The sequence below is a fragment of the Pseudoalteromonas sp. J010 genome, assembly GCF_003934235.1.
In the GTDB taxonomy this organism is placed as follows: Bacteria; Pseudomonadota; Gammaproteobacteria; order Enterobacterales; family Alteromonadaceae; genus Pseudoalteromonas; species Pseudoalteromonas peptidolytica.
Genome location: NZ_RDBW01000003.1, coordinates 1 through 16572 on the forward strand (window position 1 = coordinate 1; position 16572 = coordinate 16572).

At 42.3% G+C, this 16572-nt stretch carries 18 protein-coding genes, 3 tRNA genes and 2 pseudogenes; 9 read left to right on the forward strand and 14 right to left on the reverse strand.

Annotation, left to right across the window (positions count from 1 at the left end):
- Nucleotides 1–6: 6 nt before the first annotated feature.
- The 9 genes from EAG18_RS02475 to xerD form a co-directional block, all read right to left on the reverse strand.
- Nucleotides 7–83: transfer RNA gene (locus tag EAG18_RS02475), tRNA-Arg, on the reverse strand.
- A 136-nt stretch (nucleotides 84–219) separates the two neighbouring features.
- Nucleotides 220–296, reverse strand: a tRNA-Arg gene (locus EAG18_RS02480).
- A gap of 22 nt (nucleotides 297–318) precedes the next feature.
- Nucleotides 319–411, reverse strand: a tRNA-Ser gene (locus EAG18_RS02485).
- A 119-nt stretch (nucleotides 412–530) separates the two neighbouring features.
- Nucleotides 531–716 carry a hypothetical protein gene (locus EAG18_RS02490; RefSeq protein WP_125250838.1) on the reverse strand — a complete coding sequence of 62 codons (186 nt, stop codon included), beginning with the start codon at nucleotides 714–716 and terminating at the stop codon, nucleotides 531–533.
- 529 nt (nucleotides 717–1245) lie between these two features.
- Nucleotides 1246–2796, reverse strand: coding sequence for a lysine--tRNA ligase (lysS, locus tag EAG18_RS02495; protein WP_125250839.1), 1551 nt, complete (start codon nucleotides 2794–2796; stop codon nucleotides 1246–1248).
- A 27-nt stretch (nucleotides 2797–2823) separates the two neighbouring features.
- A protein-coding gene (gene prfB, locus EAG18_RS02500) for a peptide chain release factor 2 (RefSeq protein WP_125250840.1) occupies nucleotides 2824–3922 on the reverse strand; the annotation gives its coding sequence in 2 pieces (ribosomal slippage) (nucleotides 2824–3846 and nucleotides 3848–3922; 1098 coding nt in all).
- Nucleotides 3923–4099: 177 nt separating this feature from the next.
- Nucleotides 4100–5824 (reverse strand): single-stranded-DNA-specific exonuclease RecJ, encoded by a 1725-nt coding sequence (recJ, locus tag EAG18_RS02505; RefSeq protein ID WP_125250841.1) that lies wholly within the window; start codon nucleotides 5822–5824, stop codon nucleotides 4100–4102.
- A 99-nt stretch (nucleotides 5825–5923) separates the two neighbouring features.
- Nucleotides 5924–6655, reverse strand: a complete 732-nt coding sequence (dsbC, locus tag EAG18_RS02510; protein ID WP_125250842.1) for a bifunctional protein-disulfide isomerase/oxidoreductase DsbC — start codon at nucleotides 6653–6655, stop codon at nucleotides 5924–5926.
- Nucleotides 6656–6752: 97 nt separating this feature from the next.
- Entirely contained in the window at nucleotides 6753–7646 is an 894-nt protein-coding gene (gene xerD, locus EAG18_RS02515) for a site-specific tyrosine recombinase XerD (RefSeq protein ID WP_125250971.1), read from the reverse strand.
- Between the two features lie 110 nt (nucleotides 7647–7756).
- Between xerD and fldB the strand changes: the two genes are divergently transcribed.
- The gene (gene fldB / locus EAG18_RS02520; protein ID WP_125250843.1) at nucleotides 7757–8281 is read left to right on the forward strand and encodes a flavodoxin FldB; all 525 of its coding nucleotides are present in this window, start codon (nucleotides 7757–7759) and stop codon (nucleotides 8279–8281) included.
- Between the two features lie 45 nt (nucleotides 8282–8326).
- On the opposite strand, the gene EAG18_RS02525 is transcribed toward fldB, so the two are convergent.
- Nucleotides 8327–9028: a methyltransferase gene (locus EAG18_RS02525; RefSeq protein WP_125250844.1), complete on the reverse strand. Its 702-nt coding sequence runs from the start codon at nucleotides 9026–9028 to the stop codon at nucleotides 8327–8329.
- Between the two features lie 67 nt (nucleotides 9029–9095).
- Between EAG18_RS02525 and srmB the strand changes: the two genes are divergently transcribed.
- Nucleotides 9096–10322 carry an ATP-dependent RNA helicase SrmB gene (gene srmB, locus EAG18_RS02530; RefSeq protein WP_125250845.1) on the forward strand — a complete coding sequence of 409 codons (1227 nt, stop codon included), beginning with the start codon at nucleotides 9096–9098 and terminating at the stop codon, nucleotides 10320–10322.
- Between the two features lie 214 nt (nucleotides 10323–10536).
- Complete coding sequence (locus EAG18_RS02535) at nucleotides 10537–10809, forward strand: hypothetical protein (protein WP_125250846.1); 273 nt, start codon at nucleotides 10537–10539, stop codon at nucleotides 10807–10809.
- A gap of 40 nt (nucleotides 10810–10849) precedes the next feature.
- Here the strand turns inward: EAG18_RS02535 and EAG18_RS02540 are convergent, their stop codons facing one another.
- From EAG18_RS02540 to EAG18_RS02555, 4 genes and pseudogenes are all read right to left on the reverse strand, one after another.
- A complete protein-coding gene (locus tag EAG18_RS02540; protein WP_125250847.1) occupies nucleotides 10850–11347 on the reverse strand; it encodes a GNAT family N-acetyltransferase in 498 nt (165 codons plus the stop codon).
- Nucleotides 11344–11616, reverse strand: coding sequence for a DUF1778 domain-containing protein (locus EAG18_RS02545; protein WP_017420534.1), 273 nt, complete (start codon nucleotides 11614–11616; stop codon nucleotides 11344–11346). Before EAG18_RS02545 ends, EAG18_RS02540 begins: the two co-directional genes overlap by 4 nt.
- Before the next feature lie 347 nt (nucleotides 11617–11963).
- Nucleotides 11964–12335, reverse strand: a pseudogene (locus EAG18_RS02550) (transposase); the annotation flags it as partial.
- 30 nt (nucleotides 12336–12365) lie between these two features.
- Nucleotides 12366–12855 (reverse strand): annotated as a pseudogene (locus EAG18_RS02555) (transposase); the annotation flags it as partial.
- Between the two features lie 135 nt (nucleotides 12856–12990).
- Between EAG18_RS02555 and EAG18_RS02560 the strand changes: the two are divergent.
- The 6 genes from EAG18_RS02560 to EAG18_RS02585 all read left to right on the forward strand — a co-directional run bounded on the left by EAG18_RS02560 (nucleotide 12991) and on the right by EAG18_RS02585 (nucleotide 16380).
- Nucleotides 12991–13866: a hypothetical protein gene (locus EAG18_RS02560; RefSeq protein WP_125250848.1), complete on the forward strand. Its 876-nt coding sequence runs from the start codon at nucleotides 12991–12993 to the stop codon at nucleotides 13864–13866.
- 86 nt (nucleotides 13867–13952) lie between these two features.
- Complete coding sequence (locus tag EAG18_RS02565; protein WP_125250849.1) at nucleotides 13953–14477, forward strand: Pycsar system effector family protein; 525 nt, start codon at nucleotides 13953–13955, stop codon at nucleotides 14475–14477.
- Nucleotides 14474–15202 (forward strand): adenylate/guanylate cyclase domain-containing protein, encoded by a 729-nt coding sequence (locus tag EAG18_RS02570; protein ID WP_125250850.1) that lies wholly within the window; start codon nucleotides 14474–14476, stop codon nucleotides 15200–15202. The genes EAG18_RS02565 and EAG18_RS02570 overlap by 4 nt, the downstream gene beginning before the upstream one ends.
- 63 nt (nucleotides 15203–15265) lie before the next feature.
- Nucleotides 15266–15676, forward strand: a complete 411-nt coding sequence (locus EAG18_RS02575; RefSeq protein ID WP_125250851.1) for a hypothetical protein — start codon at nucleotides 15266–15268, stop codon at nucleotides 15674–15676.
- Between the two features lie 175 nt (nucleotides 15677–15851).
- Nucleotides 15852–16100 carry a type II toxin-antitoxin system Phd/YefM family antitoxin gene (locus EAG18_RS02580; RefSeq protein ID WP_005377003.1) on the forward strand — a complete coding sequence of 83 codons (249 nt, stop codon included), beginning with the start codon at nucleotides 15852–15854 and terminating at the stop codon, nucleotides 16098–16100.
- A complete protein-coding gene (locus EAG18_RS02585; protein ID WP_005377002.1) occupies nucleotides 16090–16380 on the forward strand; it encodes a type II toxin-antitoxin system RelE/ParE family toxin in 291 nt (96 codons plus the stop codon). Before EAG18_RS02580 ends, EAG18_RS02585 begins: the two co-directional genes overlap by 11 nt.
- Nucleotides 16381–16572 lie beyond the last annotated feature (192 nt).

Here is a 16572-nt window from a genome sequence, read left to right on the forward strand (position 1 = left end):
GATAAGTGGCGGACGCAGGAGGATTCGAACCTCCGACCGCCTGGTTCGTAGCCAGGTACTCTATCCAGCTGAGCTATGCGTCCGTTTCGAATGTATAGTTTTYCAACTTCTTTATTTTTTACCACTTAAAGAAAAGTGGYGGATGCAGGACGTATTTYATGAAGGTGAACYTCCGACTTCCTGTTTCCTAYCTTTATTTTTTACCACCTAAAGAGAAAGTGGCGGACGCAGGAGGATTCGAACCTCCGACCGCCTGGTTCGTAGCCAGGTACTCTATCCAGCTGAGCTATGCGTCCGTACAAGATAACCATTATAAAATGGCGGAGGGGGAGGGATTCGAACCCTCGATAGGGCTACAAACCCTATACTCCCTTAGCAGGGGAGCGCCTTCAGCCACTCGGCCACCTCTCCGTCTTGTGGGGCGTATAATATAGGTTAGAAAAAATATGTCAAATACTTTTCTTGTAAAAAAGCACTGAATGGTGATAGATTGTGCAGTCTGCCTAGTTACTCAGCACTAACGCCAAATTTTACTCATTTTGTAGAGAGTTAGAGTCATTCAACTTGGTTTCACCTAAACGTTTTTGGCTGAATGTTTCATCAAAAAGTGCTTCTTGATAACCTAGCTGTTGAAACTCAGCAATACAGGCTCGATAATACATTATTCTCGCTTGCTCGTGTTCGTCGTCAGCATCAATATGTTCGTGGCGGTTCATTTTATTTCCCTTCGTCCGAAACCAAGCGTACCTAATAGCCATCCAATTTTTACAGTTAACTTCTATCTTAATTTTTTGGCAGTTGCTTACTAAACAAAGCTGATAGCTCAATTAAGTGTCTCGGTATTATTATTGTGAAGTATTCTYAAACTTGAAGAAGGTTAGTTAATAAAACTAGATAATCAAGTATCAAATAAGGAACTGCATTATAGACTGAGTGAATGCTCACATAGCCCTACAATACCAATTCGACTTAATAAGTGAGCAATTTTTATGCAAGAAGATCTAGTTCATAACCGCTACTAGAGAACCAGCTATTATCCCAAGTTTATGTTATTTAGTTGTTCTCAATAAGAAATTTTTAACGCCGTTAGCGTCAGATTTACGTCTTCAAATTGAGTAAGTTTCAAGGCCAACATGTATAGAGCGCATGATGCTTTGAATACGCAATACGCTTTTTCTCACACAAATAACAGAAAAGCGCCATAAGGCGCTTTTCTTAATGTAGCTTCAAATGACTTGAAAGTACTTATTGCTCAGCTTGTACTTCTGGACGCATATGTGGGAACAAAATAACGTCTTTGATAGTCGGTGAGTCTGTGAACAACATCACTAGGCGATCGATACCAATCCCCTCACCTGCTGTTGGCGGTAAACCATGCTCTAGCGCACGGATATAATCCGCATCATAGTGCATTGCTTCATCGTCACCTGCATCTTTTTCTTCCACTTGACGAGCAAAACGTGCAGCTTGATCTTCAGCATCATTAAGCTCAGAGAAACCATTCGCCAGCTCACGACCGCCAACAAAGAACTCAAAACGGTCAGTAATGAATGGATTTTCGTCATTACGACGCGCAAGTGGAGACACTTCCCACGGGTATTCGGTGATGAACGTCGGCTGGATAAGTTTATGTTCAGCAACTTCCTCGAAGATTTCACATAAGAACTTACCTGGAYCCCATACACATTTTTCAGGGATCTTAACGTGTACTTTCTTCGCGTAAGCTTTCAGTGCTTCAAAGTGGTTTTCTGGATCTTTGAAGATTTCAGCTTGCGCTTCAGCATCAGGGCCATACTGTAAAATAGCATCAGCCATTGATAAGCGCTGGAATGGGCTGCCAAAGTCATACTCAATTGTCTCGGTCACTTCGCCCTCAGCATTCTTCACGGTATTAATTACCGTTGTGGTGCCTAAAACGTCTTGTGCAACGGTACGTAGCATGTCTTCAGTTAGGTTCATCAAATCATTGTAATCCGCGTATGCTTGATAAAACTCAATCATCGTGAATTCAGGATTGTGACGTGTAGATAAACCTTCGTTACGGAAGTTACGGTTGATTTCGAACACGCGCTCAAAACCACCAACCACTAGGCGTTTAAGGTATAGCTCAGGCGCGATACGTAGGTACATATCGATATCTAGTGCATTGTGATGGGTTACAAATGGACGTGCAGAGGCACCGCCAGGAATAACCTGTAGCATCGGCGTTTCCACTTCCATAAAGTCACGCTCCGCCAAGAAACGGCGAATACCTTCAATCACTTTAGAGCGAATACGGAAAGTTTCACGCGTATCCATGTTAGTAATTAAATCAACATAACGCTGACGATATTTCGCTTCTTGATCTGTCAGACCATGGAACTTTTCAGGCAGTGGACGTAGCGACTTAGTCAGTAGCTCATACTCAACCATGTCTACATATAAATCGCCTTTACCTGACTTATGAAGCGGACCTTTAACGCCAACGATATCGCCGATGTCTAACTGGCCATACTTTTCTTTTAGGTCTTTCTGTACGTCTTTTGAAGCATAAGCCTGAATGCGACCTTTCATATCTTGTAATACTAAGAAAGGACCACGTTTTGCAAGCAGACGACCGGCAACTGAAACATGATGGTCAAGCTCTACAAGTTCTTCTTTCGATTTATCACCAAACTTAGCTTGTAGATCTTGCGTGTAGTCTTCACGGCGGAATGAGTTCGGGTGGCCATTTGCAGGGCAATTCTCACGGATCGCATCTAGCTTGCCACGACGCTCAGCAATAAGTTTATTTTCGTCTTGATTGTGATCTGTCATTGTTTAGCTCTTAGTTTAGCTTGTGGATTAAAGGCCTGATTTCAGGCTTGCTTCGATAAATTTATCTAAATCACCGTCTAATACGGCTTGGGTATTGCGGTTCTCAATACCAGTACGCAAATCTTTGATACGTGAATCATCGAGCACGTATGAACGGATTTGGCTGCCCCAACCAATGTCAGATTTTGCATCTTCTTGGGCTTGCTTTTCAGCATTTTGCTTTTGCAGTTCAAGTTCAAACAATTTCGCCTTTAACTGCTTCATTGCTTGATCTTTGTTTTTATGCTGCGAGCGGTCATTTTGACACTGTACAACGGTATTTGTTGGTAAGTGTGTAATACGTACCGCCGATTCTGTACGGTTAACGTGCTGACCACCAGCGCCCGACGCACGATATACATCGATACGAAGATCTGCGGGGTTAATATCAATCTCGATATTATCGTCAATTTCTGGGTAAACGAATACAGAGGCAAATGAAGTGTGACGACGACCGCCTGAATCAAAAGGACTCTTACGTACTAAGCGGTGTACACCAGTCTCAGTGCGCAGCCAACCATAGGCATACTCACCACTCACCTTCACGGTTGCACCCTTAATACCGGCAACATCGCCATCTGTCGCTTCAACGATTTCAGCTTTAAAGCCTTTCGCTTCAGCCCAGCGTAAATACATCCGAAGCAACATGTTACACCAGTCTTGTGCTTCGGTGCCGCCGGAACCTGACTGTAAGTCGATATACGCATCGTTGGCATCTTGATCGCCCGAGAACATCCGACGAAACTCTAGTTTTTCCAGTTGCTCAACAAGGCCGTTAACTTCTTGTTCTGCTTCAGTGAAGGTTTCTTCATCTTCAGCTTCCACAGCAAGCTCAACCAAACCTTCTGCATCATCAGCGCCGGCTACAAGGTTGTCGATGGTTTCAACAATGACTTCTAGGTTTGACTTCTCTTTGCCCAGTGCTTGGGCTCTTTCCGGCTCATTCCATACAGCAGGATCTTCTAATTCGGCATTAACTTCTTCTAAACGCTCTTGCTTTAGAGCGTAGTCAAAGATACCCCCTAAGAAGCTCTGTACGCTCGCGAATTTCCTTGATTTGGTTAATCACAGGATTCACTTCAAACATTTACCATTACTCCAGAACTAAATTTGTGGGTTTGTGAATTCACAAACAAGCCTGACAATCTGCCAGGCTCTAGATTTAAGCGACCAATAGTATCAAATAATAACCGCGCTTAGCATCCCTTAAAGGGAGAATTTTCGTAGTTTTTCTAAAACGCCGCTGACGACGTGCTTACTGACTCTACTGTGCTTGAAGCTCACGAACAATGAGCTGTAAATTATATTTACCACGAAACTCATTAATATCGAGTTGATAAGCAAACAAAGCATGAGTTGCTTGGTGATTTGGCCAAGCCCGAACATCAACATTAAACGCTATTGCATCAACCAGACGACCAGAGCGGTGCTTAAGCACAAGTTTTAGGTGCTTTTCGCCAACAATGCGCTGCTGCACCAACTCAAATACATCCTGAAATACAGGCTCGCTAAATTGTTGTCCCCATGGACCTGCCTGTTGTAATTCAAAAGCAAAATCCATGGTGAAACAATCACCTGGTAATTCTCCATCGGTCAAGAGAATGCTTTGCTTTGCTTCCTCAGTCAGGGTTGCACTGACTCGTTGCTCAAATATCTTCTTAAAATTGGCAAATTCAGCTTCTTGAATAGTCAGTCCCGCCGCCATCGCATGGCCGCCAAACTTTATAATTAAATCTGGATGCTGGGTATTGATTGACTCGAGCAGATCACGCATGTGTAGACCTTCAATGGAGCGACACGACCCTTTGATCTCACCATTGTCGCCTTGTGCAAAAATAATACATGGACGATGATATTTTTCTTTTAGGCGTCCAGCCAGAATACCTATTACCCCTTGATGCCAATCATCTTGATATAAACACAAGGCGTCTGGCACGGCTTGGCTTTTCAATACTAGCCGCTCCAATACCGCTTGCGCTTCTTGCTGCATGCTTTGCTCTATTTCACGACGTTCAATATTCAAACTATCGAGTTCAGACGCAATACGGCGTGCTTGATTAATATCTTTTGACAACAAACAGGCGATCCCTAAACTCATATCATCAAGGCGACCTGCCGCATTTAACCTTGGAGCCAAAGCAAAACCAAAGTCACTGGCGCTCAGCCTTGCAATATTTCGATTCGCAACTTCAATCAAGGCTTGGATCCCAGGCCTTGTTTGACCACTACGGATCCGTGCAAGCCCTTGGTGCACCAGTGTACGATTATTCGCATCCAGCGCCACCACATCAGCAACGGTACCCAACGCGACAATATCAAGTAAAGAAGCTAGGTTAGGTATTAGTTTATTTTGCTCAGTAAAATAATTCTGCAAGCGCAAGTAATGTCGTAGCGCGATTAAGAGATAAAAAGCAACCCCCACTCCGGCGATAGATTTTGATGGAAACTCACAATCAAGGCGATTAGGGTTTACGATTGCATCGGCGTTCGGCAGGACATCACCTTGTAAATGATGATCGGTAACAATAACTTTAATGCCCGCTTGCTTGACAATTTCTACACCACGAATGCAAGAAATACCGTTATCAACTGTTATCACTAAGTCGGGGCTAAGCGATACAATTTGCTCAGCTAAAGCAGGGCTTAATCCATATCCCAAACTAAATCGGTCTGGTACAAGGTAGTCGACATGCAAAAAGCCAAACTGCGCTAACCCCTCCATCAATACCGCTGTACTGGTAGCACCGTCGGCATCAAAATCCCCTACAATGAGTATTTTTGCTTGCTCTGCGAGCGCTTGCGCTAAGATTTGGCTTGCCAGTTCAATGTCTTTGAACAGCTTAAAGTCGTGTAGCGTTGCCGCACTATTATCTAACTCAAAAGCTGCTTTCACCCCTCTTGCGGCGTAAAGCTGCTTGATCACCGGATGTAACGATGATGGTAAATGACTGTCGTCAACCCGCTCTCTCGGTTTAATTTCTGTATACATAACCTTTCACAAACAAAAAAGGCCATAATGGCCTTTTGTATTTTTTATTTCGCTATTTTACCGAGTTCTTGTCGTGAACTCCATCGCTGCGTAGAAGCCTTAAGACTTAGGACTTTGTGCGTCTAGCATTTGTGAAATTGCAGCAGCTGGTTGATAGCCTGGGATCATAGAACCGTCTTCAAGAATGATGGCAGGCGTGCCCGAAATACCAAAGCTCTGTCCTAGTTGATAATGCTCAGCAACTGGTGCTTGACAGTTTTCAACTACTTTTACTTCGCCTCCAGCCTTTGCCTCTGTTAACGCTGCTGCGGCATCTTTGGCACACCAAACATTTCTGAGGTCTTCATAGCCCGAGCCACGTAAGCCACCACGTGGAAAAGCTAAATATTTTACTGTGATCCCTGCTGCTAGGTACTCCTCTAACTCACGGTGAAGTTTACGGCAGTAGCCACAGGTAATGTCGGTAAATATAGTGATCTGATGCTTCTCGTTTTCTGCCTTATAGACAATCATTGAATCTTCATATTCAGCAATGCCCTGCTTGCGCACGCCACTTAACGCATCCTCAGTGATATTTCGACGGTTATCAAGGTCGATCATCGTGCCCTGGATTAAATATTTTCCGTCAGCACTTGAGTACAACACTCCTTTATCAGTGATCACCGTCTTCAAGCCCGCAAGCGGGCTATCTTTAATCTCTTTCACCGCAATTCCTAGACCACTAAATTGCGCAGTAATTGGATCAACACTGGTAGTTACTTGATTTTCCGTTTGCTCGGCAAATGCACCGAAGCTTAATGCCAGTGATGCGGCGATAATTAATTTTTTCATGTTATTCTCTCTAAACCTTTTATGACAGGAGACGCACTCCTTGTTGCTACCCACTATGACCGGAGTAACCTGTAAATAATTCCCAAGTAACAAAAATTTAAGCTCTTGGATGATGCTGCTGGTGTAAAGTTTTGAGGCGTTCACTGGCAACATGCGTGTAAATTTGAGTCGTTGACAAGTCACTGTGGCCAAGCATCATTTGAACAACGCGCAGGTCGGCACCATGGTTTAGTAAATGTGTTGCAAAAGCATGGCGTAACGTATGTGGCGATAACGGCGACTTTACGTCTGCCAAAATAGCATAGTGTTTAATTCGATGCCAAAAAGTTTGTCGTGTCATACCGATACCGCGCTTTGATGGAAACACAAAATCGGTCGCATGCTTAATCATCAACCCCCGACCTTTTTTAAGAAATTGTTCCAACCAGTGCAATGCTTCCTCTCCCATCGGTACTAAACGTTCTTTATTACCTTTACCCCGCACAAGTACCACAGCTTGTCGCATATTGACCTGCTCCATCCTTAGCCCCACCAGCTCAGTCACTCGCAGCCCTGTGGCATAAAGGAGTTCGAGCATCGCTTTGTCTCGCAGGCCCATAGGGTCTTCACAGTCTGGAGCATTTAACAGTGCCTCTACCTCTGCTTCACTGAGGGTTTTTGGCAATGATGGTGTTGTTTTAGGCTGCGCAATAGTATCTAGTGGCGATTGACTGATTTTTTTTTCACGTACCCAGTATAAATAAAATCGTTTTAATGCGCTGATAGCCCTTGCGCTACTTTTCGCTTTTAGGCCTTTATCAACACGATAAGCAAGATAAGCTTCAATGTCTTGAGACGAAACGGCTAATAACGATGTACTCACCTTTTCTTTGGTTATGAACAAAAGAAACTTTTCTAAATCGCTGCGGTAGGCACTAATCGTATTTTCGCTTAGTCCTTGCTCCAAAAAAAGCGCATCGAGGAAGGCTTCAATCAATTGGGTGTCGGACATCTCAAATGGGTATGGTTGGTGTTCGCTCACTGGGCACCTGTATTAATTCGCTACGTCATGATGTAAACTTGGCGGCCATAATACCAGTCAAATTGAAAGTGATAAATACAATGCAAATTGGGTTATTTTACGGCTCCACTACCTGCTATACAGAAATGGCCGCAGAAAAGATTCAAGAAATTATCGGCAAAGACACCGTAACCTTATTTAACATTAAGGATGAGCCGTTAAAAAAAGCAGAGCAGTTTGACTTCCTAATTTTTGGTATCTCTACTTGGGATTTTGGCGAATTACAAGAAGATTGGGAATCTCACTGGGACGATATTGAAACCGTTGATTTAAGCGGTAAGGTCATTGCGCTATTTGGTATGGGAGATCAACAAGGATATGGTGAGTGGTTTCAAGATGCCCTCGGCATGCTGCATGATAAAATTGCACCACAGCAAGTGACTTTCTTAGGTTATTGGCCAAACAATGATGAATACGAGTTTGAAGCATCAAAGGCGCTTACTGAAGATAACGCTCATTTTGTTGGACTTGCGCTGGATGAAGATAGCCAATACGACAAAAGTGATGAGCGCATCGCCACTTGGATTGAGCAGATCATGACGGAATATACCGAGTTGGAGCAGTAGTGCTCACCGAGTTAACACGCCAACCGTGTTAACTCCCCCTCTCGTTTACATTTTTAAGTAAAACGCTTGGCACAAAGCAACGTACTCTTTGCTGTATTGATTATTTTCATCATAAATCACCAGCCTTTGCTCATCTTTAGTATGGTGAGCAAGTTTACTAAATAGCATCAAGCGCCTTGACGGTGCCTTTTTTGGAGTTGTACTGATTGTACAGGCCGAAATGAGAGAGAGATTTCTTTTGTCAGCCAATTGATTAAACAGCAAACTTTCCTGATAAGGCAAAATCACAGCCAACTGACCCAGAGGCGAAGTCAATCTTTCAAACGCAGACAATAAATCGTCAAAGCTTAGGCTGTCTGTGTGCCGCGCTCGGTTTCTGGCAGGGTCTTGGCTTTTCAAGCTGGTGTTAAAGTAAGGCGGATTAGACACCATTAAGTCAAACTGAGTTTCGCATTCAAACGCTTGAATTGCAGTATCGCACAACTTAATGTCTGGCCATGGGCTATGGGTAATATTATATTGCGCATCAACGAGTGCCGCTTGGTCCAATTCAACAGCATAAATACTGCTATTTGGGTTGCGCTGCTTACACATTAACGCAACCAAGCCAGTCCCCGCACCAACATCCACAATTGACCTAGCATTCGATACCGGTGCCCAAGCACCAAGTAAGATCCCATCCGTTGAAACTTTCATAGCAGCATGGCGCTGCGTCACTGAAAATTGTTTAAATGCAAACTGAGACATCCTATACCTTTGAGAAAATGCAATAGCAACGTATAATTCCGCTATTGTCCTTTATTTGTGATGCAATATGCAATTTACTGAATTTGATTTAGACGGCAAGCTGATTAGTGCTATTAAGAAAATGGGGTATGAAACTCCTACCAGCATTCAACAGATGGCTATTCCTGAAGCCCTGATTGGTCGAGACATTCTCGCCAGTGCACCAACCGGTACGGGTAAAACCGCTGCATTCTTGATCCCTGCGATTCAGTATTTGCTAGATTTTCCGCGCAAAGAGCCAGGTTTTGCCCGCGTGCTGATCATGACGCCTACTCGGGAGCTTGCCTACCAAATACATGAGCAATGTGAGTTACTGGCAGCAGGTGTTCACCTCAAAATTGGTGTAGTAACCGGTGGTATTAACTATGGTACTCACAAAGAAATTTTTGAGAAGAACAACGATATTCTCATCGCAACACCTGGTCGCTTGATGGAATATCTAGAAACCGAAAACTTCCACGCTGAAAATGTTGAGCTGCTTATTCTAGATGAAGCCGATCGCATGCTAGACATGGGCTTTCGCAAAGAAATGCTACGTATTTGCTCGGAAGCCGTTAACCGTCGTCAGTGTTTTTTGTTCTCTGCAACATTAGAAGGCGAAAGCGTCGAGAAATTTGCTGAGCGTATTTTGCAAGACCCAGCACTACTTGAAGCGACCCCTTCTCGTAAAGAAAAAGGCAAGATCCATCAATGGGTTCATTTAGCTGACAGCTATGAGCACAAGGTTAACCTATTAGCGCAGTTGCTCGATGATGAAGAAGTCACTAAAGCCGTTGTGTTTGTTAAAACCCGTGAAAAACTTGAAACACTGGTGGGCGAACTATTTGCCAAAGGCATAAAAACAACTTGGCTACGTGGTGAAATGCCACAAGATAAACGTATGACTGCCATGGCAAGCTTCCACAGTGGCAAAACAAAAATTCTTGTCGCGACGGATGTTGCCGCCCGTGGTATTGATGTTGCAGACATCAGCCACGTATTCAACTTTGATATGCCACGCACTGCGGATATTTATGTACACCGTATCGGGCGTACCGGCCGAGCAGGGAAAAAAGGCACCGCAGTTTCTTTGGTTGAAGCCCATGATGTTGAAATACTCGGCAAAGTTGAGCGTTATACAGACCAAAAACTTAAGCGCCGCGTAATTAAAGGCTTAGAACCTAAACATAAAGAAGCCAAGGCACCGAAAAAGAAAAAAGACCCCGCTAAAATCAAAGCGAAAAAGAAAGCCGCCAAGGTTAAAAAGAAAAAGTAATAGAAAAAACCAGCGTCAATACGCTGGTTTTTTTATGCCCAATTTGATCAAGTGCTAATCTGGATAAGCCTTAGCTTTTTGACTTAGCAAAAACTCACATTCTCAGCTCTAGCATTTATCACTGCTGTATTTGCAGCGCTTTGTCGTGCGCGAGAACCCGATTTTAGTGTAGAGATACGCTTCGCGCTAAAAGTCGGCCTATCGGAAAACGCTTTTGACCAAAGTGATAGAAGTGTTTACATACTTTTTACTTCACTTCCTCAGCTTGAATATTAATCTAGATGGGTGTCACTTATTTTTATATTTTATAAAAGCTCGTTTCCTGAATCATACGCTATTGCAAAAAAAATTAATTATCGATGGTTTGAAAATCTCAGAGTCAGCGAATTATTTTGGTGAAGAAAAATATAATGAGCAAAAGCGTATGGAAGATGGTGCCGCTGCAATGCGTGAATTATTGCAAGGTATTTCAGCAGAAAAAATATAACAAGCCAATTAAGGCGGGACTGTTAAAGGCTAGCGGTTAACTAGCCTAAGCTTGCTCTCACATCTGCAACGGTGATGAAGAGCTTGTTTTCGGCATCATGAAATGCTTGAAAACCATAGCGTTCATAGAAATGTTTTGCTCCGTCTTTGGCATCAACGATAACAACTGGAAATGCAACGCTATCACTAGCTGCTAATAGTTTTCTGAGTGCGTCGATAAGCAGCCACTCACCAAATCCTTTCCCTTTGTATCGGTCATCGACAGCAAGGCGAGCAATCAGACCACCAGAGGTGGATGATTGGTGCTTTTCTTGTAACTTATCAGGCAATGCCTTTAAGTCAATTGGTGCCATTGTTAGCGTGTAAAAGCCGATAACATGTGAGTTGTCGCTATCATCTTCCAAAACAAAAGTTCTGGTGTTGTCCTTCTTTGCTTGCTGACTCGCCATTACTTTTAAGTAATTATTGAGAGCTTCGATGCCACAGTTGAATCGGTTTCTATCGTGTTTAGCTTTATCTAGAAGGACCGTATTCATCATTGAGTTTTGCTCTCGTATCGATCAGCAGCAGCTTTTAGTTTTGAGTTCTGTGTTGCAGGACGATCTAAAGCTTCCATGAGCAGCATCGCATCTGCTTGGCTCAGTTTTAAAGCCTGTTCACGTTCGATGACTTGTTTAGCTTTTTCGATTGCAGCGCTTAGAACAAACGAGTTGATGCTAGACATGCCGGCGATCGCGGCAGCCTTAGTAAGTAAGTCTTGTGTATCGACATCAACTCTAGCGGTGATGCGAGGCAAAGTAGTAGCCATAATGTTATCTCCTATTATGTCAAAATGTCACATGTGCATTATGGTCTTAAAGTGTGCAATAAGCAATCTTTGTGTCACTTTGGCACACAAACACAATCGGATAGCCGAGGGTATCTAGCCCTAAAAAAAAGCTAAAAAAAAGGACACCCATCACAATTAGCATCCAAATTGAGGTAGTGAATTAAAGAAAATATATAAACACCTCAATCACTGGGTACAAAAACGTTTTTCGGTAGGCCAGTTTTTAGCGCCCAAGCGTATCTCTACACTAAAACTGGGTTATCACGCATGACAAAGCGTTGTAAATACAACAGTTATAGATTTTCGAGTTGATAGTGTTAGTTTTGTTAAGCCAACAAGCGCTCGCAGTTTGTTAGGTTTGTCCGCCGTCGCTTTTGCAGTGTTGCACAGTAAGCGGTTACTGTTCGCTCTTGACCAACTGCACCGTGAAACACCCGAGAAAATTGCGTAGTGAGTTTTATCCAGTTCTCAGGCTCTATATTTAGGCGAGTGAGAATGTGTTGAAACTCAAAGATATAACCGCGTTTATCTACTCGAATACAACGGCCTATGAGTTCAACCAATTCAATATAGGATTTGAGTTCAAAAGGCAGGCTTTTTGGTTGCTTTCCCAGCTTAACGTGGTCGATGCGTTTTTTGATGCTGGTGTAGTCTGAGGTTTCAGGCGTAAACAGCGATGACATTCATTGTTTTAACGGTGGGTGTCATTAGTTTCTGGTGCCTGCATAGTTGATATTGTTGCGAAGAAGCAGTGCCTTTAGCTGGTACTTTGCATCTTTTAAATCTTTCATCGCAACTTCTCGAGCACGAGATAAATCACGAATAGCTTTACCTTCCGGCTCAGGTACATAAATAGGGGTTAAATCTTCAGACTTAAGTAATTTAGCTAGTTTAAGTGCATCACGTTTGTCAGTTTTTACACGCTCGCCAGGTTTTTTTAGGAATAAGCGATGGGGCAACTACGTAACAGCAATGTCCAAGAGAAGTAATTAAGCGGTAAATCCAGTAACCACAGGAACCTGCTTCATAAACGAAATGGAGCGTAGTGTTAGGGTATTTAGATTCAAATTGCCTGATAAGCTTTTTAATAGTGACTTTAGCTGAAGAAATACGACCGAAATGAATGGGTTGTGCGCCTCGATTGTCTTCAATATAGGCAACTTCAATGAACTCTTTATGAGTATCTAAGCCAATGAAAAGTATGTTATGTTTAGTCATGCTAGCCTCTGCTATTTAGTTATTTGACAAACTAATTATGGCTCTGGCTTTAAGCTAACCCACGAAAATGCGGAGGCTAGCACCGTGTGGGAGTCATTATGTCTACGTGTCAATACATTTAGGAGATTTTGGTAAATGCAAATAGGAGCAGCGGCAATCGCTAAGATCGCCGAAATGATATGTGGTGACCAACCATTTCAGTTTTTCCCATATAGAAGCTCATCTTACCTAACGCGCTTTTTCGTCGACCTAGACCTTGATTATGTTCATGATGGTTCAACAAGACGGGTATGGGTGAGAGAGGTTCTCGATGAGCTAAACAGAAGACAATCGACAGATAATATGCCATCACCAGAAATGATCAAGGTGATTGAGTACCTATTACATCCAGATCATTTTCTTTTCGATGACAATGTTGACAGAGATAAGGCTTTGGAAGCGATTACTTCGGCTCTAAAGACAAATGAACTAACCATCTCCGTTCAAGCAAATGGAACTGTTCGACTTTTACCTGCAAATGGGGAGTTTGTTTCTACCTCGTTTGACGAGGTACCTACCGAGCGTGTAATTACGTTCAAACCAAGCGTCTTTCAGGTTCCTGCAAAAAAACTCAACGAAAAACTTATTTCAGTAATGATGCCATTCAATACTGGCTTTAACGGAACTTACTCAGCAATAACCCGTGTTGCAAAATATATGAGTCTGGAGTGCCTGCGCGCTGACGACATCTGGGACAACTCTACTTTCATTCAAGATATCTTCGATCTGATATTTTGTTCGAAAGTTGTGGTCGTTGATTTTACTGGTAAAAATCCAAATGTTATGTACGAAACAGGAATCGCACACACCCTTGGAAAAACGGTTATCCCTATTACGCAGTCACTTGATGATATTCCTTCTGATTTAGGGCATCACAGAGCTCTAAAGTATTACCCTAATGAAGAAGGCTTAAGAAATCTAAGCAATGAACTCTACAAGCGGCTTAACGTTATTTATAAGCAAAACACGTAACAAAGCCAGTCAGAGGGACAGCCAAACCACTACGCGCTTTATCTGCCCCTGCTGGCGGCGGTAGAACTTTTCGGAGATAGCATCACGTGGATGATAAGTTAAAAGATATATTCGCAAATATTAATGATTGGTTAAAGTATGCAGAGGCAAAATCTGCGACTTTAATTGCTGGTAATGCTGCACTTATTTTTGGGCTTTCAAGAATACTTAAAAGTTACGATGTTCCACAATTTGTTGAGTATTCTGGTTATGTAGCAATGGCACTTTGCTTGATATCGATGATTTTGTGTTTGCTCTCAGTTGTCCCGTCATTATCAATGCCATGGGAAAGTAAACCAAGTGGAACCCAAGATTCTGATAATTTATTGTATTTTAAGGATATTGCAAAATATACTCCGGTTAACTATTTAGGCAAGCTTGCTAGTAGATTAGATCTAGATGAGAAAGAGTTTTCTGGCTACCAGAGAGACTTAGCCAATCAAGTTATCGTGAACGCAACTATAGCTTGTAGAAAATATAACTATTTTCAAACCGCAGTCTGGTTGACCGTTTCAGCTCTTATATCACCTGTAGGTTCTATTATTTTGTATATATTGAGAGTTAGAAAATGAAGAAAGGTATTGATGATAAAGTTAAGTCTATAATTGATGAAGAATTTGAGGTGACAGATATAAAGTATGTGCCAGACATAGATAATACAAGTCTAACGTTTGGAAATAAAGGTCTCCGATTTGAAGCTACGACATTATTTATAGATATGCGAGGATCTACCAAAGTTCTCAATAGCCATAATAGAACAACTGTGGCGAAGTTACACAAAGCTTACTTTCATACTATCGTTACCATCGCTAAAAGCCTAGGTGGTGAAGTACGTAGCTTCAATGGTGATGGTATGCTGGTGTTTTTCCAAGGCACAAGTATGGTTACGTTAAGTAATGCAGTAGAAGCTGCCATGAAAATGAAGTGGATGCTTTCATCTTCCGACTCTTTGGTAAAAACGAAGATGGAAAAATACTCTACCGTTGATTTTGGTATTGGCATCGATGATGGCAAAATTTTGTGCGCAAAAGTAGGGATCTCTGGCGTTAATAATAGAGATTTGGTTTGGATCGGTAATGCAGTTAATAAGGCAGTAAAAATTGGRGACAAACTTGAGGGGAAAGTAGGTATTTCGTCTTACGTATATTCTAACCTTTTAGACAGGGTTAAGTATGCGAAGGGAAAGGATTTTTTGGGGAACGAAATAGATGTAAATATGTGGGAGGAGGATGAATTTACCTACAACGGTAAAACCCACACATACTACACCACAACTTATTATTGGGAAGTGGTATAAAATTCTAACAAACGCTTCAAGAGGACGTTGGTACCTTCATCACTTCTTAATTAAAGGTGAATCATGAGTAACTCACTGTCTCTCAAAGACTGGATCGACTTGTTAGAAAAAAACCACGATAAAGTAGTTACCTTGTGGACTATGTATTTAACATTTGTAGTAGCAATATCCGCAGGAGTTATTAGCTTAGGAGAGAAACTCAATACAAGTGGAAAATATCTAGTAAGTATTTCTTTCTTGATCTTCGCAATAATACATTTGGTTGAACTGATGCGCCGTTATAAAGCCATGAACGTAATATCTATCGAAATTAAATCTATTAGTGAAAGTGATGAAAGCTTGTTAGATAGTTCCAAAAACTGGCTAACAAATATAAAGGTTGTGTCGCCAAGTATTGTCTTCGGCATTAGCATTGTATCGACACTTTTGGTGATGATATTGATAAACTATTTACCTTCTACCATAGGTACATAACGCCGCGTTAAGGGGTGCTGGCACGCAATACAAAAGCCTCTGCAACGCGCCTTAAACACTGAACTCAACGCATATTAAAAATGCCACGCGTGCCAAATCCCACTTGAACGCCTTGTTATACCGCTTGGTTGAGGCTAAAATGACCAACATAAAGACCACCTAAGAGACCGATTATATGACCACTAGAATTTTAGCCGATGTTGCTGCAAGCATTACTGAGTTGAAAGCTAACCCTATGAAAGTTGCAACTAGTGCTTATGGCGAACCTGTTGCTGTACTAAACCGAAATGAGCCGGCATTTTATTGCGTACCTGCCGAAGCGTACGAAATGATGATGGACAGACTCGAAGATCTTGAACTACTAGCTATCGCTAAAGAGCGTGAATCTGAAGAAAGCATTTCGGTAAATATTGATGACCTATAAACTCGACTTTAAAAAGAGCGCACTCAAAGAGTGGAAAAAGCTTGGCTCTACTCTACAACAACAATTTAAGAAAAAGCTAATCGAGCGCTTAGATAACCCACATGTTCCGGCTTCAAAGCTTTCTGGAGCTGACAACATGTATAAAATTAAGTTGCGTCAATCGGGCTACCGTCTCGTCTACAAAGTTGAAGACGATGTCATCATTGTAACCGTCTTAGCAGTCGGAAAACGCGAACGTAGCGATGTTTACCGTAAAGCCATGAAAAGGCTAGATGATTGATTGCGGTATAACAACATGATTAAGCTGTTAGGCGTCTTATCATGACGCTGGCCCATAGAATTTTTATGCGAAATTCACCTAATACAGCCAACGGCGCAAAGCGTTTCTGTCCAAAAAGTGTTAGAGCGAGCCTGTTTCTCGCTCATAACTGCCAATCAGATAAGGCCTAAATCCTTCACCTTCGCAATAAGG